Source organism: Phyllobacterium ifriqiyense (assembly GCF_030817885.1).
GTDB classification, from domain to species: Bacteria; Pseudomonadota; Alphaproteobacteria; order Rhizobiales; family Rhizobiaceae; genus Phyllobacterium; species Phyllobacterium ifriqiyense.
Genome location: NZ_JAUSZT010000003.1, coordinates 2,883,786 through 2,907,067, shown reverse-complemented (window position 1 = coordinate 2,907,067; position 23,282 = coordinate 2,883,786). Strand labels below are relative to the sequence as shown.

Annotated in this window: 20 protein-coding genes and 2 tRNA genes; 13 read left to right on the top strand and 9 right to left on the bottom strand. The window is 53.1% G+C overall.

The window, feature by feature from the left end; all coding sequences use genetic code 11:
• Positions 1-146: 146 nt before the first annotated feature.
• Positions 147-1,652 carry an NAD(P)H-hydrate dehydratase gene (locus tag QFZ34_RS21815; protein WP_307285498.1) on the bottom strand — a complete coding sequence of 502 codons (1,506 nt, stop codon included), beginning with the start codon at positions 1,650-1,652 and terminating at the stop codon, positions 147-149.
• 128 nt (positions 1,653-1,780) lie between these two features.
• Between QFZ34_RS21815 and QFZ34_RS21810 the strand changes: the two genes are divergently transcribed.
• Together QFZ34_RS21810 and QFZ34_RS21805 are read left to right on the top strand one after the other, a co-directional pair.
• Positions 1,781-2,029, top strand: coding sequence for a DUF2171 domain-containing protein (locus QFZ34_RS21810; RefSeq protein ID WP_307285495.1), 249 nt, complete (start codon positions 1,781-1,783; stop codon positions 2,027-2,029).
• Between the two features lie 38 nt (positions 2,030-2,067).
• The gene (locus QFZ34_RS21805; RefSeq protein ID WP_115052838.1) at positions 2,068-2,280 is read left to right on the top strand and encodes a hypothetical protein; all 213 of its coding nucleotides are present in this window, start codon (positions 2,068-2,070) and stop codon (positions 2,278-2,280) included.
• A gap of 54 nt (positions 2,281-2,334) precedes the next feature.
• On the opposite strand, the gene QFZ34_RS21800 is transcribed toward QFZ34_RS21805, so the two are convergent.
• The 5 genes from QFZ34_RS21800 to QFZ34_RS21780 form a co-directional block, all read right to left on the bottom strand.
• Positions 2,335-2,832, bottom strand: coding sequence for an EF-hand domain-containing protein (locus QFZ34_RS21800; protein WP_307285490.1), 498 nt, complete (start codon positions 2,830-2,832; stop codon positions 2,335-2,337).
• 276 nt (positions 2,833-3,108) lie between these two features.
• A complete protein-coding gene (locus QFZ34_RS21795; protein WP_115052840.1) occupies positions 3,109-4,881 on the bottom strand; it encodes an SLC13 family permease in 1,773 nt (590 codons plus the stop codon).
• Between the two features lie 619 nt (positions 4,882-5,500).
• On the bottom strand, positions 5,501-6,490 hold the full coding sequence (locus QFZ34_RS21790; RefSeq protein WP_115052841.1) for a Bug family tripartite tricarboxylate transporter substrate binding protein: 990 nt from the start codon (positions 6,488-6,490) through the stop codon (positions 5,501-5,503).
• Between the two features lie 188 nt (positions 6,491-6,678).
• On the bottom strand, positions 6,679-6,960 hold the full coding sequence (locus QFZ34_RS21785; RefSeq protein WP_307285482.1) for a hypothetical protein: 282 nt from the start codon (positions 6,958-6,960) through the stop codon (positions 6,679-6,681).
• A gap of 145 nt (positions 6,961-7,105) precedes the next feature.
• Positions 7,106-7,180, bottom strand: a tRNA-Asn gene (locus QFZ34_RS21780).
• Positions 7,181-7,344: 164 nt separating this feature from the next.
• On the opposite strand from QFZ34_RS21780, the gene QFZ34_RS21775 reads away from it, so the two are divergent.
• Together QFZ34_RS21775 and QFZ34_RS21770 are read left to right on the top strand one after the other, a co-directional pair.
• On the top strand, positions 7,345-7,662 hold the full coding sequence (locus QFZ34_RS21775) for a hypothetical protein (RefSeq protein ID WP_115052900.1): 318 nt from the start codon (positions 7,345-7,347) through the stop codon (positions 7,660-7,662).
• A gap of 206 nt (positions 7,663-7,868) precedes the next feature.
• Positions 7,869-7,942: transfer RNA gene (locus QFZ34_RS21770), tRNA-Cys, on the top strand.
• 412 nt (positions 7,943-8,354) lie between these two features.
• Here QFZ34_RS21770 and QFZ34_RS21765 read toward each other — a convergent pair.
• Positions 8,355-9,296, bottom strand: a complete 942-nt coding sequence (locus tag QFZ34_RS21765) for a LysR substrate-binding domain-containing protein (protein ID WP_307285478.1) — start codon at positions 9,294-9,296, stop codon at positions 8,355-8,357.
• Between the two features lie 66 nt (positions 9,297-9,362).
• On the opposite strand from QFZ34_RS21765, the gene QFZ34_RS21760 reads away from it, so the two are divergent.
• Both QFZ34_RS21760 and QFZ34_RS21755 read left to right on the top strand, forming a co-directional pair.
• Positions 9,363-10,139: an SDR family oxidoreductase gene (locus QFZ34_RS21760; RefSeq protein ID WP_307285475.1), complete on the top strand. Its 777-nt coding sequence runs from the start codon at positions 9,363-9,365 to the stop codon at positions 10,137-10,139.
• Entirely contained in the window at positions 10,132-10,530 is a 399-nt protein-coding gene (locus QFZ34_RS21755) for a GlcG/HbpS family heme-binding protein (protein WP_307285472.1), read from the top strand. The genes QFZ34_RS21760 and QFZ34_RS21755 overlap by 8 nt, the downstream gene beginning before the upstream one ends.
• 344 nt (positions 10,531-10,874) lie before the next feature.
• On the opposite strand, the gene QFZ34_RS21750 is transcribed toward QFZ34_RS21755, so the two are convergent.
• Positions 10,875-11,885: a hypothetical protein gene (locus tag QFZ34_RS21750; RefSeq protein ID WP_115052901.1), complete on the bottom strand. Its 1,011-nt coding sequence runs from the start codon at positions 11,883-11,885 to the stop codon at positions 10,875-10,877.
• Positions 11,886-12,341: 456 nt separating this feature from the next.
• On the opposite strand from QFZ34_RS21750, the gene QFZ34_RS21745 reads away from it, so the two are divergent.
• Positions 12,342-13,619 (top strand): hemolysin family protein, encoded by a 1,278-nt coding sequence (locus QFZ34_RS21745; protein ID WP_115052902.1) that lies wholly within the window; start codon positions 12,342-12,344, stop codon positions 13,617-13,619.
• Between the two features lie 33 nt (positions 13,620-13,652).
• The gene (locus QFZ34_RS21740; protein WP_307285466.1) at positions 13,653-14,432 is read left to right on the top strand and encodes an APH(3') family aminoglycoside O-phosphotransferase; all 780 of its coding nucleotides are present in this window, start codon (positions 13,653-13,655) and stop codon (positions 14,430-14,432) included.
• On the opposite strand, the gene QFZ34_RS21735 is transcribed toward QFZ34_RS21740, so the two are convergent.
• Positions 14,429-14,980, bottom strand: coding sequence for a GGDEF domain-containing protein (locus tag QFZ34_RS21735; protein WP_307285463.1), 552 nt, complete (start codon positions 14,978-14,980; stop codon positions 14,429-14,431). The genes QFZ34_RS21740 and QFZ34_RS21735 overlap by 4 nt on opposite strands.
• 428 nt (positions 14,981-15,408) lie before the next feature.
• On the opposite strand from QFZ34_RS21735, the gene QFZ34_RS21730 reads away from it, so the two are divergent.
• The 5 genes from QFZ34_RS21730 to QFZ34_RS21710 all read left to right on the top strand — a co-directional run bounded on the left by QFZ34_RS21730 (position 15,409) and on the right by QFZ34_RS21710 (position 23,205).
• Complete coding sequence (locus tag QFZ34_RS21730) at positions 15,409-16,083, top strand: protein-L-isoaspartate O-methyltransferase family protein (protein ID WP_115052906.1); 675 nt, start codon at positions 15,409-15,411, stop codon at positions 16,081-16,083.
• A gap of 139 nt (positions 16,084-16,222) precedes the next feature.
• Positions 16,223-17,650 (top strand): TolC family outer membrane protein, encoded by a 1,428-nt coding sequence (locus QFZ34_RS21725; protein ID WP_115052907.1) that lies wholly within the window; start codon positions 16,223-16,225, stop codon positions 17,648-17,650.
• A 197-nt stretch (positions 17,651-17,847) separates the two neighbouring features.
• Entirely contained in the window at positions 17,848-18,648 is an 801-nt protein-coding gene (locus tag QFZ34_RS21720; RefSeq protein WP_307285455.1) for a PopZ family protein, read from the top strand.
• Between the two features lie 142 nt (positions 18,649-18,790).
• On the top strand, positions 18,791-21,577 hold the full coding sequence (locus QFZ34_RS21715; RefSeq protein ID WP_307285451.1) for a valine--tRNA ligase: 2,787 nt from the start codon (positions 18,791-18,793) through the stop codon (positions 21,575-21,577).
• A 383-nt stretch (positions 21,578-21,960) separates the two neighbouring features.
• Positions 21,961-23,205, top strand: a complete 1,245-nt coding sequence (locus tag QFZ34_RS21710; RefSeq protein ID WP_115052910.1) for an OmpP1/FadL family transporter — start codon at positions 21,961-21,963, stop codon at positions 23,203-23,205.
• Positions 23,206-23,282: the final 77 nt, after the last annotated feature.

The window sequence follows — 23,282 nt, the reverse complement described above, 5'->3', positions numbered from 1 at the left end:
GGAAATAAGCTATTCGCTATACATAACCATTACCCTCTCATTGCGACAGAATAATGACATTCTCCAAGAAACTTGAGCGCGTACGCAGTACAAATCGCGCTTGAGACCAAGGTGGACGATCAAGGTAAAGACAGGGTTAATGGAAATCAGAAAGTGGTCGGGTTTGCGAGCAACTTGCCGATAATTTTCCCCGCGGCAGCCGGGAGATCCTCGGCGATAAGGCCAAAGCCGAGATGATGGGCGGCCGCACCATGAATGAAGACTGCGGCACAGGCTGCCTCAAAGGCTGGCATGCCTTGCGCCATCAAGCCCGCAGTCAGGCCAGCAAGCACATCGCCTGAGCCTGCCGTCGCCAAAAGCGGCGTGCCATTTGCGTTGATTGCAGCGCGACCGTCAGGCGATGCAATAATTGTGTCGGCTCCCTTATAGATGACGATTGCACAAGCGAGCTTTGCCGCAGCACGGGCACGCTCGACCTTGGACGGCATGCTGGTTTCCGTTAGCTCTGGAAAGAGGCGCTTGAACTCGCCTTCGTGCGGTGTCAGCACCAGTCTGATGGCACCGGGTCCAGCTGCAGCATTAAACAGTGTTTCGCGCTCATCCTTGAACGATGTGATCACGTCTGCATCGAAGACGACACCGGCCTTGGTTTCGCTGAGAAGAGCCAGTGCAAATTCCCGGGCTTTCCGCCCTACACCGAAAGCTGGCCCGAGTACAAACGCCGCAACTTTGCGGGTTTCCGTGAAAGTTGCGAGATCGCGCCGGTTCTCGCATTTATGCAGCATAATCGATGTGAGGTGCGCGGCATTGGCCGCAAGCGCTTCTTCTGGTGTGAGCAATGTGACGGCACCAGCTCCACTGCGTGCCGCTGCCAAGGCCGACAACCGCGCGGCGCCTGTCGACGTGGCACCGCCGGAAAACACGGCGACATGACCACGGGCATATTTATGGGTGTTTTCTTCCAGAACCGGCAGCCGCGCTTTCCATAAGGCGGGCGTGTTTTCAAAACATTGAGGCCTGATGGCGGTCAAAACATTATCGGCGATACCGATATCAGCGACAATAACTTCTCCACACAGAGTGCGTCCGGGATAAAGCAGATGGGCGGGTTTCTTGCGGAAGAACGTGATCGTCGTGTCTGCCTGAAAAGCCGTACCAAGAACCTGACCGGTCAACCCGTCCAACCCTGAGGGTATGTCGATGGCAACGCGATGGCAGGTGGAGCCGTTTGCAGTGCTGATGGCAGTGGCGGCCGAGCCGCTCACCGCGCGATTGAGGCCCGCGCCGAAGAGGGCATCGACAATCACGCCAGAAGGTGCGGATTTGAAATCGGCAATGTCCTGCACTTTGATCGGACAATGCTTCGCAGCTTGCGCGGCATCGGTTCCGTTCTTTGGCTCGCCATGCGTCCAAAGGTTTACCGAGGCACCGCTCGCGCCGAGAATGCTGGCCACGACATAGCCGTCACCGCCATTGTTGCCCGGCCCGCAAAGAATATGAAACGCGCTGGCATCGCCATGATGGCGCAGGAGATGGCGTGCAATAGCGTTGCCGGTATTGAGCATCAGGTGATAGCCGTCATGAATACCGGCCTTGATCGTCGATTGATCGGCGTGGGCCATTTCGGCGGGAGTTAAAATCTCATTTGCCATGTCGCGCGCGTTTCCTGCCGTTGTCATTCGAGCTTAATCGCTAAATTTTTATGGTGAAAGACTTTGCCGTGACAATGCATCCAAACTGCGCGTCGCGCGTTAGTGATCTATCACGCCAGGAGTAAATCATGACAACAAGTATCAAAGAACACATGGAAGTCATCGGTGCCGATGGGATTCACGTTGGAACGGTGGACCACGTAGAGGGTGGCCGCATTAAACTGACAAAGAAAGACAGCGGTGAGGGCTCCCATAAAGGCCATCATCACTATATTTCAACAGCACTCGTAGCGGAGGTCGAAGGCGACAAGGTACGTCTTTCCGCAAATTCCGATGTTGCGGTCATGTTCGAAGAAGAGGCTTCGGACGATAGGTAAGCCAGAAACCGACTGTATTTTTCGCAAGGAGAATCGCTTTGGGTGATCCACCGCAAATTCCCGATCCGGGTCCGGATACGAACCGGCCCGTTGATCCGGTGCCTGGTCCGCGTCCGGACGAAACACCGCCGCTACCGAATCCGCTGCCCGGCGAAATTCCGATAGAAGAACCGCCACCGCCGGAGCAATTGCCGGATGAGTTGCCTTTGCCCAATCCGGACGAAGTACGCGAGCCGCCTCAGCACGTATGAAAAAAAAGCAAAACGGTCGCTCAATGAGCGACCGTTGCGTTTGTGCTGAGCTTATCAACCTTTCGAAGGCATGTTCTTGTCATGATGTCTTTGGCCATGGTGCTTCTTGTGGCCATGGCGCATTTCGCTTTTGTCAATTTTCCCGTCTTCGTTGCGATCCATGAGGGCGAAGCGTTTGGCCTTCTGCTTTTCGACTTCGGCAATCGTAACCACGCCGTCGCCATTTACATCAAGGCGCTTGGTCATGCGCTGAGCTTGCCGCTCAACCAGACGTTTCATCGCCATGGCTTCAATTTCCTGTTTGGAAAGGGTGCCGTCCTTATCGGTGTCTGCTTCCTTCAGGCGATCAATATTGGTAAATTCTGCCTGATCCAAGGCGCCGTCGTCGTTTGCATCGAGCCGGGCGTTTCTCTTATGTTCATAGCCCGGAGTTTTAGTCGCTTCTTTGGCCACGGGAGGCTGTTCGGGTGTTTGCGTCTGGGCAAACGCGCCGCCAAGAGCAAAGACCGTCAAAAAGGTTCCGGACAAAGCGAGAGCGATAATTCGTTTCATTTTTTTCTCTCCTGTAGCGCGAGCGGATTGTCCGCTCCGTGTACAGACCGTAGCGTTGCCAAAATGAACGGGAGATGATCGACGAATTAATATTTTGTAATGCAAAGGCTGTGGCACAGCGGAAATAATAAAGACGGCCACGTTACTTCGCGGCGGCAGGAGAGACGTCAATCAGCCCGCCCGACCCTATCCTCAATTTGATAGCAGTCGCGCCTTGCCCTTGCGGGCAGATGGCTTGTGACAGATTTCAAAGGGAATTGATATCGTAATCTCAGGCTATTTAAGCGGCCAAAACAGCATCAGAGCAGGAACGGCGGTCAGCACGATGATCAGCGACAGGGGCAAGCCAAGCTTGGGGTAATCGTTGAACTTATAACCGCCTGGGCCCATGACCAGCGTATTGCACTGATGCCCGATAGGGGTGAGAAAATCGCACCCGGCGCCAATTGCCACCGCCATTAAAAAAGCCTCTGGCCGGAAGCCAAGGCCGGTTGCAAAGCTTGTCGCAATGGGAGCCATGACCAGCACTGTCGCCGCATTATTGAGAAATGGCGTCACGGCCATTGCGGCAATAAGGATCAGCGCCAATGCCGCGAAGGGCGGTAATTGATGAGCGATCTGCGTGAGGAAATGTCCGATCAAATCTGTTCCGCCGGTCGTTCTCAAAGCGTCGCTGACGGGAATAAGCGCTGCGAGCATAACGAGGATCGGACCGTCAATTGCCGTATATAAATCGCGCAGCGGTATGGCCTTGAACAAGACCATGGCAACCGCAGCCGCAAAGAAGGCTATAGATACGGGCAGGAGGCTAAAAGCCGTAACGCCAATAGCTGCCAGCAGAATGAGCAGCGGCACTAGCCCGCGGCGGACGCTTCCCAGCAATATGGTTCGCTTTGCCAGGGGAAGGCAGCCAAATTCACGCAGCAGATTGGGAAGCACGCTATCGCGGCCTTGAAGCACAATGACATCGCCTAGTTGAAATCTGACTTCGCCCAAGCGATCCTTGATCCTTTCACCCTGCCTGCTGATGGCAAGAAGATTGACATCATAGCGATCAAACAAGGCCAGTTCCCGCGCCGAAACACCAATCAATGGCGACGTGTCTCCCACGACGGCTTCGATGGAATCGATTTCGGCCAAACCGCCCGACTCCGAATGGGATCGGTCGCGCGATAGCTGGAGCTTTCCACTCGTGACGATAGCGTGGAGGGCTTTCGGATCTCCCTGCAAGATGAGTACGTCTTCCTGGGCAAGCTTTGTATCGGGCAGGGGGGTAACGCGCCGCTCGCCGCGAATAATGGAGGTGACGATCGCCCCACCTTCGGCTGGCTTTACAACATCCGTCATGCTCTTGCCTATGACGGTCGATTCCTTGGAAACGGTTGCTTCCGACACATAATTCAATATTTCAATTGCCTCTTCGGCTGAAACATCTTCGCGGGTTCGCGTTGGTACTAACCAATAAAACAAAACCAGATAGACTATACCGACCGCAGCAAGCGTTGCTCCGACGGGCGTAAAATCAAACATGGTAAAGCTTTCGCCAACCATTTCGGCGCGGATGCGCGAGACCACAATATTTGGCGATGTGCCGATCTGGGTCATCAAGCCGCCAAGCAGTGCACCAAATGACATAGGCATCAGAAATACCGAAGGCGATACGTTGGAGCGGCGGGCAAACTGGAAGGCGATAGGAATCATGATTGCCAGAGCGCCGATATTTTTAACAAAAGCCGCCAGAATGGTGACGACAATCACGAGAATGGCAAGCTGCGCCCGGACCGATGATAGGCTTGGCACAAAGCGCTGAACCGCTGCTTCCATGAGTCCGGACCGTGCTACCCCCGCGCTGACCACCAATGCGCTGCCAACAATAATCACAATCTCGTCGCTGAAGCCGCGAAACGCATCTTTATAAGGCACGACACCGACAAGCACAGCCACAAGCAGCGAACACATTGCCACGACGTCATAGCGGAAGCGTCCCGATATGAAGGCAGCCATCATGAGAGCGATGACCGTAAAGGACAGGATTTGTTGAGTGGTCATAAGAGTCTCGTTTTGTACCGAATTCGCGATAAGGCAAATTTGTTCCGCCCCAGCTCGGAAAACAGGAAAAATCGTTCTGCATTCGTAGGAGAACTAAGAGCGTGATTCCCTGGCGGAGTAAAACAGTGTCTGACAAGTTTGAACAATGCGCCGTGTATCGCACCCATGCAGAACCACAAACTGCATCTGAGCGACAGCCACGCAAAGTTGGGCACGCGCACCAGCTAAGCGTTATTTCGACGGAGGTATCGGGGCAGAAAGACTGTCGGTTTGAGATTGAACCGGGGAAACATCGTCTTTGGAAAGGAGGGCCACAGCGCCTAAAAGGCAAAATAAACCGATAAGAACGGCAGTTACAATACACTGATGTCTCATTAAACAGTCCCGTATGCGAAGGAAATATAAGCTAACCAATTTTTTTGACCATAATCGGGCCGTTTAAAAAAAGCGACATTCGAATGTCTTATTAAACAGATTTGATCGCTATACATATAGTTTAAAAGTAATTCTAAAATATTCCATGCGATGAACGATTCTAATCTTGCGAAACCTTGCTGATGCGTTCTTGACTATAGCGGTGAGGGGATAACAGGCGCTTGCGCCCGTTATCCCCTTTTCATTAATCCATCTGGACGTTGGCGTCTTTAACGACCGGCGTCCATTTGGTGATCTCAGCCTTGACGTGGGCGGCCAGTTCTTCTGGAGTGGAGCCAACGATATCGGCGCTGAATTCCTTCATTTTACCGACCACGACAGGGTCCTTCATGGCCTCTACAGCTGCCTTGTTTAAGGTTGCGACCACTTCCGGTGGTGTTCCGGCCGGAGCAAACAGAGCATTCCAGCTATAGGTTTCATAGCCGGGGATTGTCTCGGCAATGGTTGGTACATCGGGGAAGGAAGCTGCTCGCTTAGTCGTTGTCACGCCGAGCGCCCGTAATGTGCCGCCCTTCATATGGGAAGAAGAAGAAGGAAGGTTGTCAAACATGATCGGCACCTGATTGCCAACCACGTCGTTCAGAGCGGGGCCAGCACCTTTATACGGAATGTGCTGCAGGGAGACACCGGCCATTTTCTTGAACAACTCTCCGGAAAGATGCAGCGGCGTTCCGTTGCCCGAAGAGGCATAGCTGTACTTATCCGGATTGGCCTTCAAGAGGTCGACCAGTTCTTTGACATTCTTTACAGGCAGCTCCGGATTGACGACCAGGACATTCGGCACGATGACCAGCAGCGAAATCGGCGTGAAGTCCTTTTCAGCATCATATGGCTTGGTTTTCAGGATGAGCGGATTGAGCGCGTGCGTTGCAACCGTTCCCATAAGGATCGTATAGCCATCCGGATCAGCGCGAACCACATTGCCTGTACCGAGGCTGCCGCCAGCGCCGCCGACATTCTGAACCACGATCTGCTGCCCAAGTATGTCGGACATTTTATTGGCGATCACGCGTCCGACCACGTCGGTCGACCCGCCGGCTGCGAAAGGAATCACCAATGTTACGGGGCGATCGGGGAAGGCCTGTGCCTGGGCGGAGCCTCCAAGAGCTGTTGCTGCCAGCAGTGAAAGGCCGAGGGCGAGACTAGCACGCCGGGTGATCGCAGATAGTGACATTCATTTTCCTCCCTGATGTCGCTTAGGTGATGAGGTTAGTAAAGCACGCGAAGCTGCCTGACGGAAGCACGTTAGGTCGAATGTTCGATTGGAGGCGCAGCATTGTTGAATCAAGTAAACGCAGTCAGCATTTTTTGGCGTCGTCATTTGCCGCACGGGCCGCTGACGCCACGACACAATCAGGTGTCTTACTCAAAATCCGAATCGTCGATAGGAGCCTTGCGTCCCGGGACCATAGCCCCGGTCGTCAACTCATTGCCATGTTCACGATCAGCGGCGAGGGAAGCAATTTCCTCCGGATCGCGTAATCCTTGCGCAAAAAGCGTCATGACGATTCTGGCGAGCCTGCTTGCATCGGGATGAAGCCGGCGATCCCGGCCAAGAATAGTGGAGGCTGTTTCATGAGCGCGGTCCATAATGTCCCACTCATGCGGCGTGAATTGCGTTTCTTTGCGTGATCCGAATTGCATCGACCTCTCTCAGAGCGGAGCTTAAGATGACACAAGCTTATATTGGTTTTTCTCTATGTCCGCGTGATTATGAGGTGGTTTTCCTGCGGCAGAGCGCCAGAAAAGCAAAAGGCTTAGCGATTTCTCGCTAAGCCTTTGAAGTGACTGGCTCCCCGGGCCGGATTCGAACCAGCGACCAACCGGTTAACAGCCGGTTGCTCTACCACTGAGCTACCGGGGAATAGCTTTTCAGTCATCAGCGAGGTGGCCTATAGCAAAAGGGTTTCGCTTTTGCAAAGGACCATTTCACTTTTTTTCACTTAATGTGCACAACAAAACGCTGGCATCAGCAAAAACACTTCCTACATCAGAGCTATCCCGTCCAATGAAGCAGAAGGATTTTGAGTGTCCGACGGACCTAAACAGACCGATAACCTTGGCGATCACGCCGAAAAGCCTCACAGGCGACGGCATATCCGCATTCTCGGACGGCACATACCCGTGCCGCAATCGGTGGCAATGCGTCGCACGCTTGGCGGAGGGTTGGTTGCGGGGGGCATATTGGGCTTTTTGCCCGTGCTTGGATTTTGGATGGTTCCTTTAGGCCTCGTTGTGCTCTCGCAGGATTCGGCCATCGTCAGGCGCAAACGCCGCCAGCTCGAAGTCAAAATTCTGCGCCGCTGGAAAGCCAGCCGGTTTGGCACAGACAAAGACAAAAATTGATGCTGCTTACGGGCACTCTGTGCCGAAGTTGTGCTGTGTGACAATTTCCATTTGTTAAGCAGAATGCGGCCTGTCTGTGAATGAGTGATTTTAGCTGTTGCAGCACAAAACAAAAACGACTATTCAGAACGCCGCGAGTGACCGAGTTCAGAATGAAAATGCGTCACTTTCATAAGTAGTTAATTTCATTAGCTATTTGCAGTTGAGGCCTCGTGGCGGAGTGGTTACGCAGAGGACTGCAAATCCTTGCACCCCGGTTCGATTCCGGGCGAGGCCTCCAGAAAATTATCACGTAAAATCAAGTAGATAGCGCTTTCGCTGACTTGGTGGTCGTGTAATCGCATGTTGCATCGAAGCATGTGGTGCATGATGCCCCGCAGAATTTGGCCGTAGATACTCCGGTCATAAATTCTTTGCCGCATAGCACGCAATTTTTCTTCAGCAGCTTGGATTTTTGAACAATCTGGAAGCATTGAAACGAACAATATTTCGCGTGGGCATCTCGTGACTGGAATTCAGCACTGCAATGCTCGCAGTTGCGCTTTGGTGACTTATCCACAACGGCGAGATAGAAGGCCCTTCGGCGTGCATGATGCTGCGCTCTTTCAAACAATGCCCCATTGTAGGTTTTACAAGACGCAGCGCACGATGCGGAGCAAACGACCCGTCAGTACCCGAGCTCGCGGTGTTGTCTAAGATCGTCGCCCCAGAGATTGTCTATCTTTGATCGTAGTGATTAACAAGCGTAGAGCGAGGGGTATGTGGCGATGGCCAGGGTAGTAAAGACACAGCCCCGGAAATGGGGGACACCAATCTTCCAAGACACGCTCGAGGCGACCATCGCGCAGGGCATCCGTGGCAAGGTGGTCGGGGACAAAGGCAATGCCAATTCCATCGATCGCCGCATCCACCATCAATGGCTGGTCAGACAAGGTTAACGGCCCGGTGACATTTATCGTTTCGATATTACCGTGCCGTTCAAATTCCCAGTTGTAGATCGCGCCACTTTCAAAGCGAAAACGGATGCAGTCATGGTTATGGAGGTCCTGAGGTGTTGTCGGCCGACCACGAACAGTGAGGTATTCAGGAGACGCGACTGCCGCAAAGTGGATGTTGCCAGTCAAAGGGATGGCTATCATGTCCTGCGGCACGGCCTCGGCAAGTCGGATGCCAGCATCGAACCCGTCCGCGACAATATTGCTGAGCCGACCATCACTCACGATGTCGAGGTGAATTTGGGGATAGGTTCGCAGAAACCGTGCAAGGATCGGTCGGAGGATCAAACGTATCGCACCTTCGCTGGCATTGATTCTCAGCGTCCCACTTGGAGTTTCGCGCAGATCGTCCACTTCTTGTATAGCTTCTTCAATTGCAGACACTGCCGGACGGAGTTTGGCTGCGAGCCGTTCTCCCGCCTCAGTTAGAGAGACGCTACGTGTCGTACGATTGAAGAGACGGACACCCAAGCGCTGCTCAAATGTCTTGAGCGAATGACTGACTGCTGATGCGGTAATATTGAGCTCAGTTGCAGCTCCACGAAAACTGCGGTGCGTCGCAATTGCCAGGAAAACGGTATAGGCGAATAAATCGCCGCCCTTTAATTGATGAGAATTCTTCATATAAGCATCAAGCATTCATGAGATTGTTTTGATTCAGTATGTTCCATACACTCCCCGGAATAACAATCGCAAGGAAAACACATGTTCAAAAAAATACTGATTACAGGCGCCAGTTCTGGTTTTGGCTGCGGCGCAGCGATAGAACTTGCGCGTCTCGGGCACGCGGTAGTGGCTACCGCCGAAACTTGGCCGCAGGTTCGCAGCCTGCGCGCCGACGCTGCCGAGGCGGGCGTCAAACTTGATGTAATCAAGTTGAACCTGCTCGACGAAATCGACATCGCCCACGCGGGCTCGTTCGACCCTGACGTATTGGTTCTCAACGCCGGTGTCATGGAGGGTGGTTCTATAGTCGATATTCCAATGCAACGCGTACGAGAGTCATTCGACATCAACGTGTTTGGACATCTGCAATTAGTCCAAGCCATCGTCCCGAAGATGGTAGCCCGAAAATCCGGAAAAATTGTATGGACCTCATCAATGGGCGGTATTCTTGTGGTGCCATTCCTCGGTGTCTACTGCGCTACGAAACATGCAATCGAGGCCATCGCTGGCTCGATGAAGGCGGAACTTGCGCCCTACGGCGTCAAAGTGGCCACTGTCAATCCTGGTGTCTTTGGCACGGGTTTCAATGACACCGGCGCTGAGAGTTATGTGCAATGGTACAATGCGGATTCCGCAGTGGTACCGATGCCGGATTTTGGTGACAGCTTGGTTGGTCAAGCTGACCCGAAGGAGATGATTGATGCCATGGTTGAGATCATCCCTGCTGAGGAACACCTATATCGCACCATGCGCCCGCACGCGACCATTGAAGCTGCGAAGGGGTGGCAAGAAACAGAGTGGACGCAAAATGCCTGATCTGACACTTGATCATGCGCACCAAATTGTAGTTCAGGGCCACGGCGCTGCAAAAGAAGCCGGTCTTAATGCCGTCTTCGCGATCCTTGACACTGGCGCACACCTTGTCACTTTCTCCCGGATGGATGGTGCATGGCTGGCTTCAAACGAGTTGGCCATCGCCAAGGCTCGCGCCTCCGTGATGTTCCAGGCACCAAGCGAGGCACTGAACGCTCCGCCACAAGTTGGTGAGCCGGTCCCGCATTTTGATCACATCCACGCGGGCGGCTTGCTGCTAATGGGCGGCGGCCTCCCGCTGTTTAATGGCGACGGTGTATTAATCGGTGCTATCGGAGTTTCTGGTGGGACGCCAGAGCAGGATGCGGCTCTCGCACGCGCGGCCGCAAGTTGATCAAGCAGTAAATCATTTGCCCAATTAAATATGGCGAGTGAAGTGGGACAGTCGATGCAAATTCTATAATGATTTCAAAGGGCAGGGAATTGTCCCACCCTGCTGTAACCTATTGAGCTGAAATGCTTTCCGGTGTCCCTCCGGTCCCACCATTCTATACGCAAGCGGCGATTAATCGGCTGAGTTTGTGTGGGCAATTTCATCAAGGGTGTTGCAGCGCGCCAGTTGTTTTTATTGGCTTCCGCAGATTCGTCTCCGGATCTACACCAGTCCATGATTTGTGGTGTGACGTAAATGTGCTGGAGAACAGGCCGCGGTGTGCGGCCTGTTCTCCTTGACGCGAATCAGCTTTTTAGCCGTGAATTGCAGAGGCTGTAATATCCTCCGCCTTTCTGTATCCATTTCAGGCTGCCAAGAGAATTTCTCTGCTTGTTGGCGTAATATTGGTCCAGACAGGTATGCATACGTGCCTTGCCTGGGCTTTCCGTAGAATATTTCGTGGAAACGGCGCTCGGAAAAGCCACGCCGCGCGGAGCCCTTGTCGTTGGGGCGGGCGGATCATCTGTATAGGTGGCATTGTCCACGGATGGCGCAGAATCATCGTCATCATCATTGGCTGCGGTTGCTCCGGCGGCGCATTGTGCCTTGCGGAAGTCGTTCCACTTCAGGCCGCCCAGCGTTCCAGCGTCTTTGGCAGCCTGATATTTCACGCTGCATTCCTTCATCGTCAGGCCGCTACCTGAATCATCATTGTCGTTGGCTTGTGACTTTGCCGTCTTGGTTTTTGTGACCGGCGCTGCAGCAGCACCTGCGCTACATTGCGATTTGCGGAAATCATTCCATTTGACATCGCCAAGTGTGCCGGCGCTCTTTGCCGCCTGGTACTTGGCGCTGCATTCTTTCATCGTCAGTCCGCCACCGGAATCATCGTCGTCATTGGCTTGCGACTTCGCTGTCTTCGTCTTTGTAACCGGCGCAGCAGCAGCGTCCGCGCTGCATTGCGTTTTGCGGAAATCGTTCCATTTGACATCGCCAAGTGTACCCGCGCTCTTTGCTGCCTGGTACTTGGCGCTGCATTCCTTCATGGTCAATCCGCTGTCGTCGTCATTACTGGCTGCAGCGGTCGTTTTTGCTTTTTTCGCGGTTGTTGTCTTTGTACTAGCGGCAGGCGAATCGTCCGAAGCGCACTCCGCCTTGCGGAAGTCGTTCCACTTCAGGCCGCCCAGCGTTCCTGCGTCTTTGGCAGCCTGATATTTCACGCTGCATTCCTTCGCCGTCAGGGCATAGGCAGGCGCAACGGCAAACGATGCCGAAGCCAGTACACCCGCATATAAAAGATTTCGCATCATTGACATGCTTCGCTCCCTCAAGTGGTTGAATATTTGCAACCATACAACCTTGAGTACATTCCATTCATCATGCCGGGTCAATTGAAATCTGCCGGTACAAATATTGCTGGGGGTTGGCAAAAGCCCCCGGGATCAGTGAAATGACTGATCGGTGAGGCATGAAGGCGTAGGGGTGCCGATGACCGTGATTGATGACGGTAAGCGGATTTGGCCATACTGGAACCAAGCTATAGTATTGATTTAATTTGGCTCTTTGGATCAATATGCCGGGTTCTATCGTGAAAATAATACTCTTGGTAGCCGGCATATTGCAGGTAATTTACGAATTCATGTTGCATGCCGGTGCAATATGATATCGTTGGTACAATTTGGAAAACAGCTTTCCAATCGGCTGATTTCTTCACATAAAACACTTCATGGCCAATCTATAAGAGATTGGTTTATTTGGGATTTTCTTGCTTCATGTTTGAATTGGCTGTCGTCGGGTTTCTTATTATCCTCAATGGCGTATTTGCGCTTTCGGAACTGGCGGTCGTTTCGGCCAGGAAGGCCCGTCTTGAGATGTTGGCAGACCGTGGTATTGCCGGAGCCCGTGCGGCGATTGCCCTTTCAGAAAACCCCGGAAAGTTCCTGTCTACCGTGCAGATCGGCATTACGCTTGTTGGCATTGTTGCTGGTGCGTTTTCGGGCGCCACGCTAGGCGCGCGCATGAGCGGTTTTCTGGTTGGCATCGGCGTTCGCCCGGATATTGCCGATATAGGCGGCTATGCCTTGGTTATTGGCATCATTACCTATCTGTCAGTCATCATCGGGGAACTTGTGCCAAAACATTTGGCGCTGAAAAACCCCGAACGCATCGCCTGTTTCATCGCGCGGCCCATGAATATCCTGTCACGGGTGGCGGCACCTGCCGTCTGGGCGCTGGACGCATCGACAAGGGGTGTGTTCCGGCTGCTCGGTATTTCCACCGCATCGGAAAGCTCGATTACCGATGAGGAGATCCTGACAATTGTAGCAGAGGCGGGAAATACCGGCGTGATCGAAGAGGCCGAGAGGTCCATGATTTCCGGCGTTATCCGGCTGGGTGATCGAAGCGTGCGGGCCGTCATGACCCCGCGCACGGAAGTTGAAATGGTTGATATCGATGAAGATGCCATAGCGCTGAAGCGCAAATTGATATCCGCAAATCATTCCTGTCTTCCAGCTTTTGAAGGCGACCGCGACAATGTCATTGGCGTCATCATGCTCAGAGACATGATCGAACCCATGCTTGCCTCGTCAATGGTCGTGATCCGCGAGCATGTCAGGCACGCACCCATCATCCCGGATACGCTTGATGCGCTGGCTGCGCTCAAAGTCTTGCGTGACTCTGACGTTCCCATGGCACTCGTCCATGATGAGTACGGCCATTTTGAAGGCCTGCTGACGCCCGCCGATATTCTTGATGCCATCGCAGGCGCGTTCGCCTCGGATGAAGATCAATCAGAGCCGGAAGCGGTGAGGCGGGAGGATGGTTCCTGGCTTCTTGCAGGCTGGATGCCGGTTGATGAGATGGCGGATCTCTTGGGAATAGACCTGCCCGCGACAAGGCCATATGAAACGGTGGCCGGTTTTGTCATTGACCGTTTGCAGCGAATTCCAATGACGGGCGAATCCATGGAGTTTGATGATTGGCGTTTCGAGGTTGTCGATCTTGATCATCGCCGCGTCGACAAGGTTTTGGCGTCGCGCCTCTCCTAGCCAGAAATTGCTCCCAATTCGAGGCCTCACCAGATGACTGATCAAGATTACGCTATGCCATCCGTATGGGAGGAGCGGCTAGCGAAGTACAATTGGATAACGCAAACCATCGGAGAATCCGGAGCGCTGGTATTTCGTCTCGAAGCGGCAGAGCTTCCGACCTTATTCGTAAAAAGCGAGCGGATTGGAGAGTTCACCGAACTATTCGATGAGATAAAGCGGCTGCAATGGTTGGCAGGGCAAGCTATTGCAGCACCGCGCGTTCTGGATCAGGCAGAACAGGGCGATCGCCTCTGGTTGCTGATGAGCGCGGTGCCGGGGCGCGATCTTGCATCAAATCCGGAGATTCCCGCCGAAGCTGTCATCAGAATTGTTGTCCGGTCGCTTAAAGCTTTACACCAGCTTGATATAACGGGCTGTCCGTTTAACCATAGTCTTGAAGATCGAATTCCAATTGCCCTTTCCCGAGTGATTGGCAATCAGGTGGACGAAACTGATTTCGATGAGGTTGGACCCACTGCTGCTGAACTTTTCGAGAGACTTGTAGCAACACGTCCAAGCAATGAGGATTTGGTGGTAACGCACGGCGACGCGTGCCTGCCGAATATATTGAGCGACGGCTCGCAATTTACCGGTTTTGTTGATTGCGCACGCCTTGGGATCGCAGATCGGTATCAGGATATTGCTCTGGCCAGCAGGAGCATTGAGGATAATCTGGGCGCTGAATGGGTCGAACCATTTTTCAAGCTATATGGTGTTGAGGCGGATTCTACCCGCGTAACTTATTACCGGCTGCTTGATGAGTTCTTTTAGCTGGAACGACGCTCGGAATAACGACGATAGATGCCTTTGCCTGCCTTCTTGGCAATATAAAGGGCTGCATCTCCGCACCAAAGCAAGCTTTCCGGCGTATCGCCATCACGTGGCGCAAGAGCTGCTCCAATGGTAACCGTGATAGCTGCCGAATCCGCATTGGCAAGATCATAGGGCTGAGAAACGCTGCCGATGATACGGTCTGCCACGCTTGCAACTTCATTGGCAGTGACCTGAAGCAACACGACGGCAAATTCGTCACCATCAATGCGGTAGACGACATCATTCTTGCGCATGCATGTTTGAAGTCGGTCAGCGACAAGCTTTAAGACAAGATCACCTTCGGCGCGCCCGTATTTTTCGTTGAATTGCTTGAAGCCGTCCAGATCAATGCAGAGAATCGCAAATTGCAGCCGGTCGTCAAAGTCGCTATCAGCGTAGGAGCCGAACAGACTATCGAGATGTTCTTCCAGTGCAGCGCGGTCGGCGAGTCCCGTGAGCTCGTCCTGGCTGACAGGAAAATCACCAAATCCCTTGGTTTCAATCATTCGCCTAAAGTTCCCATCGTTCACTTGAACGACTCCATTTTTGCTGTGTGTAGAATGACAGGTGCCGACATTGGATACAATACAGGAAGATTCATAGGGTTAAGAAGGTTTTATCACAAACCGAAAGTAACCGGTACTGGAAAGTCAGTAGAAATATTTTGCACCGCCGCGCTCAATTGACGTGCCCTTCATTTTTTGACACACCCCTTGTGGGTTGGCGTTCTGGTTCCAATATGCTTTCGAGTTCACCGGATCCGTGCCCAACTGGCATAAACATGTTTTGCATGGTCGAAGTGTTCTGCATAACCTCATACTGGAATCGCCTTCCGGAAAAGGTTATACGGAGTCTCATAATGCTTTTGCGCATTGCGCCTTTGTTGGATGCATAACGCGATCGCACTGCTCGTGCTGTTAGGAAAGCTTGGAATATGGTGCTGAATTTCGAAGATCTGCGGACCAAGATGGTCGATAACCAGTTGCGTACAACTGATGTGACGGACAAGCCTCTGTTGCAGGCGTTTCTGGATGTCCCGCGCGAGAAATTCGTACCAAGTGTTCGTGCACCGCTCGCTTATATTGATGACGATGTCATGGTCTCAACGCCGACGGCCGAGGCAGGAGCGCGCTACATCATGCAAGCTTCGCCTTTTGCCAAGCTCGTTCAGCTTGCCAATATCCAGCCTGAAGATGTTGTTCTCGATATCGGTTGCGCGACAGGATATTCGGCAGCCATTCTCTCGCGAATCTCCAGCTCGGTTATCGCCGTGGAGGCTGATGCAAATCTCGCCGGTCAGGCTACTTCAATCCTGTCGTCCCTGGGCTATGATAATGTCGTGGTCTTAACCGGGCCGCTGGAAAAGGGCTACGCGTCTGAAGCACCTTTTGATGTAATCATAATTGAGGGTAGCGTTGACCACGTTCCTGTTACATTATTCGATCAGTTGAAGGATGGGGGGCGACTCGTTGCCGTTGAAGGCAGCGGAAACTCCGGAAAATCAATGATTTACGTGAAGAACGAGGGAATCGTATCAGGACGTCGCGCTTTCAATTCGGCGGTAAAGCCTCTCCCAGGCTTCGGCAAAGTTCCTGAATTCGAATTCTGAGCGTGTCGCACGTGAGACATAAGTGCAACGGTTGACCACTTTGTTTGCGAATTGGGGTTTGCAACTGTGGTCAATTCGGAAATTGGCTTGTATTGAAGTTACAACGTCGAACCGATTGGTTCGGTCTGAATATTGAGACATGAAGGGGTTTATAGTGTTCATAGCGGGTAAGCGATTACTGACCGCAGCGCTGATGTCAGCCACGGTACTAGCCTCTACGCCTTCAATGGCTGAGACGATCTTTGGCGCAATGGCCAAAGCCTACAACAACAACTCCACTCTTAACGCCACAAGGGCAGGCGTTCGCGTTACTGATGAAGGCGTGGCGATTGCCAAGTCGGGCTACCGGCCGACTATCTCTGCTTCCGCAAACCTCACATCGACCTATACCAGACTGGATGGACGGGGCCGATCGACAGGCACGGGGTTTGTGAATGACGGCACCTCAAATACCGCCGTGTTCGGCGTTACTGTCAATCAGATGCTCTTTGACGGGTTCACCACCAAGAACACAGTCTCAGCCTCGAAAACCCAGGTTCTGGCCGCCCGTGAAAACCTGCGCAACACGGAGCAGAATCAGCTTTTCGCTGCGGTGCAAGCCTATATGGATGTCTATCTGACCCGTCAGATCGTCGTTCTTCGCCAGCGGAATATCGAAGCGCTTGACGAACAGCTTCGTGCTGCGCGCGCTCGTTTTGATGTGGGTGAGGGTACGCGTACCGACGTTGCACAGGCAGATGCCCAGAAAGCAACGGCCATTGCGCAGCTGAACCTTGCCAAATCAAACGAAAAAACCGCCGAGGCAACCTATATTCAGGTGGTCGGCGAAGCGCCGGGACGACTTGAGCGCGCACCAGCTGCCAAAAAGTCACTGCCGCGCAATATGGACGAAGCCTATGCCATAGCCGAGAATACGCATCCTGCTATTCTGTCGACACGCTATGCCGTGGATGCCGCTGGCTATACGGTCAAGGCAACAGAAGGCGAATTGCTTCCTCAGGTGAATTTGAGAGGCGAGATCAGCCGCGACGAAATATGGGGCGAGCCAAGCGATCTTTCTACCAGCAGCAATAATTCGACAAGCGCGTCGGCTGGAATTCAGGTTACCGTTCCGATTTACAGCGGTGGCCGCACATCGGCTCGTGTTCGCCAGGGCAAGGAAACCGTGGCGCAGCGCCGGATCGAAGTTGACGTAGCGCGTGACGATGTTCGTCAGGCTATCGCAAGCGCTTTTGCCGAAATGGAAGCCGCCAAGGCATCCATTGTTGCTCAAAGGACTGCTGTCGCCGCTGCTCAGCTCGCATTGAACGGCGTTATTGAAGAACGTAAAGTTGGTCAGCGCACGACACTCGACGTATTGAACGAGCAGACCAATGTTCTGACAGCGCAAATCAATCTTGTGCAGGCTGAGCGCGATGCGGTTGTTACCAGCTATGCTGCTCTGTCGGGAACTGGCCGTTTGACGGCAGCCCAACTTGGATTGCAGGTGGCTGAGCACCGGCCGGAAGAGCATTACGAAGCGGTCAAGGACAAGTGGATCGGCCTTCGCACGCCTGATAGCCGCTGATCGATCCTGCTACGATAAAATAGAAATTTGGCCGCTGGATAAATCCGGCGGCCAATTCATTTCAGCGGGGCGAATCAAAAGTCTGTGGGTTAGCCCGAAACATTGCTCTGAGGGATTCTCAAATAGACAACCAGCCTCTACACTGCATGCAGATTCGTTGCACCGCACCGAAACAAGATGTAGTAGGCAAGTTGATCATGGCACAATCACCAATCGGGGCATCCGCAGGCTTATCAAGCGCGACGCGCGAACCTTCCATGGAAGAGATTTTGGCCTCGATACGCCGCATCATTGAAGAGAGCGACACGGCACGGCCTGATGATGTCCCGCCAGCGGCTGTAAATTCCGATATGCCAGCTCAAACTACTTCCAATTTACAGGTCGAAGATAATCTGGAAAGCGACGAGGCCGAACTTGCTCCGCGGCAAGGTATTGCTGTTACGCCTGTCCAGAAAATGCCTGAGGCGATGTTTTCGCCTCGTTTGCCCGACGTGGAATCAGAGCCGCATGAGACGAACAAGCCTGAGGCGAAATCGCCCGCCGAAGCTGTTGCCCCAGCTCCACAAATTCTTGCCGAGGAAGAATTGCTCGTTGCAGAGCAGGTTGCCGAAAAGCCGGCAGCACCCTCGCAACCCGATACAAGCGCTAATATGCGCTTTGCTGAGCCAGCGAGCGTCCCGGAATCTGGTCCGGCAGTAAAGTCATCGATGCCTATAGCTATCGATGAATTCGAGACGAATATGGAGGAAGAAGTGTCGCTTGATCTGGCGCAGGCGCTGGAGCCGATTCTTTCTGAGAGCACTGAGCGCCAGGTTAGTGCTGCGTTTGAGGATCTGTCATTTGCCGTTCGCAGCGAGCAGCGGCGTTCCTTTGATGAAATCGCACAGGAAATCATGCGGCCTTTGCTGCAGGATTGGCTGGACAATAATTTACCGACCTTGGTGGAGCGCCTTGTTCGCGAAGAAATTGAACGCGTTGCGCGCGGCGGCAAGCGTTAGAACCCAGAAATACCTCGTCGAGCTTGTAGGGGCCGCCAGATGGCGGTCTTTTCGTTTCAGGCGTACGATATCATTGACTTGAGCCTCGCCATTGGGTTTACACCCTAACAATCCTTTTTTCCGCAAAATGACGGACAGTTTTATGCTTGAGAAGACTTATGACGCCGCGGCCGTAGAGCCAGAGATTGCAAAACGCTGGGAAGAGGCGGGTGCCTTTAAGGCCGGTGCCGGTTCCAAGCCGGGCGCAGATCCCTTTGCGATTGTCATACCGCCGCCAAATGTGACCGGCTCTCTGCATATGGGACATGCGCTGAATAATACCATTCAGGACATTATGGTCCGCTTTGAGCGGATGCGTGGCAAGAATGTCTTGTGGCAGCCGGGCATGGATCATGCCGGTATTGCAACGCAAATGGTTGTCGAGCGGCAATTGATGGAGCGTCAACAGCCGGGTCGCCGTGAGATGGGCCGTGAGAAGTTTGTCGAGCGTGTGTGGGAGTGGAAGGCGGAGTCTGGCGGGATTATTGCCGGACAGCTGAAACGCCTGGGTGCGTCCTGCGATTGGTCGCGCGAACGCTTTACCATGGATGAAGGCTTGTCGAAGGCCGTTCTTGAGGTTTTCGTTACACTTTACAAGCAGGGGCTCATTTACAAAGACAAACGTCTGGTCAATTGGGACCCCAAGCTGCTGACTGCGATTTCGGATATTGAGGTTGAGTCGCGCGAGATGAAGGGGCATTTGTGGCATTTCCGCTATCCGCTGGAGAATGTCGCCTTTGACCCGGAAAATCCGCATACATATATTGTTGTCGCAACAACCCGGCCAGAGACAATGCTTGGCGATACGGGCGTTGCCGTCAATCCTGACGATGCCCGCTATCATGCGCTTATTGGCAATAATGTTGTTCTGCCGCTCATCGGTCGTCATATTCCTATCGTTGCCGATGATTATGCTGATCCTGAAGCCGGATCCGGCGCTGTGAAGATTACGCCTGCGCACGATTTCAACGATTTTGAAGTGGGCAAGCGCAACGATCTCCGGCAGATCAATATTCTCAATACGAATGCTTCGATTTTCCTCAAGGAAAACAATGATTTCCTGGAGGGTTTGGAGAAATCGAGTCATCTGGATCAGTTTATCCACGCACTGGACGGGAAGGATCGTTTTGCAGCACGCAAGCTGATTGTCGCTATGATGGAAGATGGCGGTTACCTTGAGAAGATCGAGGACCACACCCATTCCGTACCCCATGGCGATCGCGGCGATGTGCCGATTGAGCCTTATCTGACAGATCAGTGGTATGTGAATGCGGGCGAGCTCGCCAAGCCAGCCATTGCCAGTGTTCGTGAGGGCCGGACCAATTTTGTGCCGAAAAACTGGGAAAAAACCTATTATGACTGGATGGAAAACATCCAGCCCTGGGCGATTTCACGGCAATTGTGGTGGGGGCATCAAATTCCCGCCTGGTATGGACCGGATGGTCAGGTTTTCGTCGAGCGCACAGAAGAAGAAGCGCTCAGCGCAGCCGTTCAGCATTATCTCGCCCATGAAGGACCTATGAAGGCGCATGTGCAGAACCTTCTGGAGAACCTGAAGCCCGGAGAAATCCTGACGCGCGATGAAGATGTGCTCGATACATGGTTCTCTTCGGCGCTCTGGCCGTTTTCAACGCTTGGCTGGCCCGACAAGACACCGGAGCTTTCGACCTATTATCCAACCAGCGTTCTGGTGAGCGGCTTTGATATCATATTCTTCTGGGTTGCTCGGATGATGATGATGGGCCTGCACTTTATGGATAAGGAGCCGTTTCACACCGTCTATATGCACGCGCTTGTTCGCGACAAGAACGGTGCGAAGATGTCGAAGTCCAAAGGCAACGTTATTGATCCGCTGGAACTGATGGATGAATACGGCGCTGATGCGTTGCGGTTTACACTTGCCATCATGGCCGCTCAGGGCCGCGACGTGAAACTGGATACCAGCCGTATTGCCGGATATCGCAATTTTGGTACCAAGCTTTGGAACTCAACGCGCTTTGCTGAAATGAATGGTGTTGCGCGCAACCCGTCTTTCAAGCCGGACGATGCCAAGCTGACGGTTAACCGCTGGATTCTGACAGAGCTCACCAATGCTGTGCGTGAAGTTACCGACGGTATCGCCACTTATCGCTTCAATGAAGCTGCAAGCGCGGCCTATCGTTTTGTATGGAACCAGTTCTGCGACTGGTACATCGAGCTTTTGAAGCCTGTATTCAATGGTGACGATGCCGAGGCAAAGGCGGAAGCACAAGCCTGTGCAGCCTATGTGCTTGATGAGATCTACAAGCTTCTGCATCCGTTCATGCCATTCATGACGGAGGAGCTCTGGGCGCATACGGCGGGCGAGGGCGCGAAGCGTGAAACCCTGCTGTGCCATGCTGAATGGCCAGTGTCATCATTTGTTGATACCGATGCCGCCTCAGAGATCAATTGGTTGATCGATCTGGTAACCGGTATCCGTTCCGTTCGGGCCGAGATGAATGTCCCTGCTTCCGCTGTGGCTCCGCTCGTCGTCATCGGTGCCAATGAAGCCACCGAGGCGCGCTTGCAGCGTCACGAAGCTGCGATCAAGTGGCGGGCGCGCGTAGACACGATTACGCTGGGAAGCGAGGCCCCTAAGGGTTCGGCACAATTTGTCATCGGCGAAGCTACAGCCTGCCTGCCACTGGGCAGCCTTATTGACGTCAATGCTGAAATTGCGCGACTGACCAAGGAGGCCGGTAAGATCGCCGATGAAAGCGACAAGATCGGTAAAAAGCTCGGCAATGAGAAATTCGTTGCCAATGCCAAACCGGAGATCGTGCAGGCAGAACGCGAACGACTGGCCGAGCTTCAGGAGGCCGCTGGTAAAATCGAAGTGGCGATACGGCGCGTTCGCGAGGCGAGCTGATTCCGGAGTTTTATTGCCGATAATGAAATTTGGAGTGGCTCGTCCCTTGAAATATGCGGCGAGCCACCCCATTTTCGTCGATCAAAAGCCCCAATTTTGTCATTTTTGAAGTGCGTTGCATTTGCGCAACAATGACGTTTTTTGGCTAAAAAACCGCTATTTCCCCCATAATGCTTTGTGACTAGTGGGAAACCCGCGATAATTTTGAACTGATTTTCGAAAAAAGTCAGTTTTTGAAGAATCTCCCGTTTTTCTCCCATAACGGGGCGCAATCAAAGATATTGCACTCAATAAGATTGCTTTGTTACCTATTACGTATTGGTAATATTTCCCGAATTAGGCTGACATTCGGGGCACATTATAAAGCTTTCGGGGAGGAATTAATGTCTAAAGCTATTTCGACAATGTTGGGCGGGGCACTATTGTTGACTGGTGTGGCCTCTGCTGCGCAAGCCGGGGGGCTTGAGCGCGGAGGCTACAATTACGATCTGCTGTTCAGCGAAGATCGTTTCGCCTCTGAAGCTGGCGTGATCTATGTCATGCCTGATCGCAAGATCAAGAATGCACAGGGTCTTAATGCAGGTGGCAAATCTTCTGTCAGCGAGACCGAAAATTACACCATTCCTCGCGTCGGCGTTAAAGTTGGCATCACTGAGGATTTCGATTGCTTGGCTCAGTATAGCCAGCCATGGGGAGTTCATACCAACCCAGGTGACGATTGGAAGGGCTCCAACCAGAACATCGAAACCAAGATCGAAAGCCATGATTATGGTTTGACTTGCTCTTACAAGTTCGATGTTGGCAAAGGCTTCCTCCGCGCACTCGGCGGTGTTTCTTACCAAAAGGTCGAAGGTTTCAAAGAGCGGATGGTTACACCCGCGTTCCGGCGGCTTGGTTTTGACGGTAACGGCCTGCTTGAACTCGAAGGTGATGGTGTAGGCTGGCGTATCGGTGCTGCTTACGAAATTCCAGAAATCGCATTGCGCGCAAGCTTGATCTACAATGCCGAAGTTGATCTCGGTGACGTTGAAGGCACTCTCGATCTTACTGATCTGCCAGCAGGAATTCCTGGCACCCCGGCACTCTTTGGCCGTGTGACCGATGTTTACGGCACGGCAACCATGCCGCAATCTTTGGAATTCAAAATCCAAACAGGTATTGCGCCCGATTGGCTGGCTTTCGGTTCGGTTAAGTGGGTTGACTGGAGCGTTCTCGAAGTCGTGTCATTCTGCCCAATATCCACAAGGGGTGCAGTTTCCTGCGGACCTAACTCACCTGCCAAGGCGACATCGATCGATCTTATGTTCCGGGATGGCTGGACGGTTGCTGCAGGTGTTGGTCACAAGTTCAACGACCAATGGAGCGGTCAGGTTCAGGTTTCCTGGGACCGTGGAACTTCGACAGGCTTGACCACTCAGACAGACACATGGTTGCTGTCGAGCGGCGTTTCCTGGTCGCCTAACAAGAATGTTGAACTGCGCGTAGGCGGTGCAGTTGGTATGCTCACTTCCGGGTCGTACGGTCCGACAAAGTGCACCGTCAACACTGGCTGCGGCAATGATGCCAAGTATGATTTCGGCGATGACTTCGTGTCAGCGCTGTCGATCTCAGGCAAGCTGAAGTTCTGATCACTGCTTAACGAAATAGCGAAAGAGCCCGGCAGAGATGCCGGGCTTTTTATTGGTAGCGTGGCTTCCTTGGTCAA

What these genes read in the sequence shown, in the direction of transcription:
- QFZ34_RS21815 (WP_307285498.1), bottom strand. Translation starts at nt 1,652, where the DNA reads ATGGCAAATGAGATTTTAACTCCCGCCGAAATGGCCCACGCCGATCAA.
- QFZ34_RS21810 (WP_307285495.1), top strand. Translation starts at nt 1,781, where the DNA reads ATGACAACAAGTATCAAAGAACACATGGAAGTCATCGGTGCCGATGGG.
- QFZ34_RS21800 (WP_307285490.1), bottom strand. Translation starts at nt 2,832, where the DNA reads ATGAAACGAATTATCGCTCTCGCTTTGTCCGGAACCTTTTTGACGGTC.
- QFZ34_RS21795 (WP_115052840.1), bottom strand. Translation starts at nt 4,881, where the DNA reads ATGACCACTCAACAAATCCTGTCCTTTACGGTCATCGCTCTCATGATG.
- QFZ34_RS21790 (WP_115052841.1), bottom strand. Translation starts at nt 6,490, where the DNA reads ATGTCACTATCTGCGATCACCCGGCGTGCTAGTCTCGCCCTCGGCCTT.
- QFZ34_RS21785 (WP_307285482.1), bottom strand. Translation starts at nt 6,960, where the DNA reads ATGCAATTCGGATCACGCAAAGAAACGCAATTCACGCCGCATGAGTGG.
- QFZ34_RS21765 (WP_307285478.1), bottom strand. Translation starts at nt 9,296, where the DNA reads ATGCTTGATGCTTATATGAAGAATTCTCATCAATTAAAGGGCGGCGAT.
- QFZ34_RS21760 (WP_307285475.1), top strand. Translation starts at nt 9,363, where the DNA reads ATGTTCAAAAAAATACTGATTACAGGCGCCAGTTCTGGTTTTGGCTGC.
- QFZ34_RS21755 (WP_307285472.1), top strand. Translation starts at nt 10,132, where the DNA reads ATGCCTGATCTGACACTTGATCATGCGCACCAAATTGTAGTTCAGGGC.
- QFZ34_RS21750 (WP_115052901.1), bottom strand. Translation starts at nt 11,885, where the DNA reads ATGTCAATGATGCGAAATCTTTTATATGCGGGTGTACTGGCTTCGGCA.
- QFZ34_RS21745 (WP_115052902.1), top strand. Translation starts at nt 12,342, where the DNA reads ATGTTTGAATTGGCTGTCGTCGGGTTTCTTATTATCCTCAATGGCGTA.
- QFZ34_RS21740 (WP_307285466.1), top strand. Translation starts at nt 13,653, where the DNA reads ATGACTGATCAAGATTACGCTATGCCATCCGTATGGGAGGAGCGGCTA.
- QFZ34_RS21735 (WP_307285463.1), bottom strand. Translation starts at nt 14,980, where the DNA reads ATGATTGAAACCAAGGGATTTGGTGATTTTCCTGTCAGCCAGGACGAG.
- QFZ34_RS21730 (WP_115052906.1), top strand. Translation starts at nt 15,409, where the DNA reads ATGGTGCTGAATTTCGAAGATCTGCGGACCAAGATGGTCGATAACCAG.
- QFZ34_RS21725 (WP_115052907.1), top strand. Translation starts at nt 16,223, where the DNA reads ATGAAGGGGTTTATAGTGTTCATAGCGGGTAAGCGATTACTGACCGCA.
- QFZ34_RS21720 (WP_307285455.1), top strand. Translation starts at nt 17,848, where the DNA reads ATGGCACAATCACCAATCGGGGCATCCGCAGGCTTATCAAGCGCGACG.
- QFZ34_RS21715 (WP_307285451.1), top strand. Translation starts at nt 18,791, where the DNA reads ATGCTTGAGAAGACTTATGACGCCGCGGCCGTAGAGCCAGAGATTGCA.
- QFZ34_RS21710 (WP_115052910.1), top strand. Translation starts at nt 21,961, where the DNA reads ATGTCTAAAGCTATTTCGACAATGTTGGGCGGGGCACTATTGTTGACT.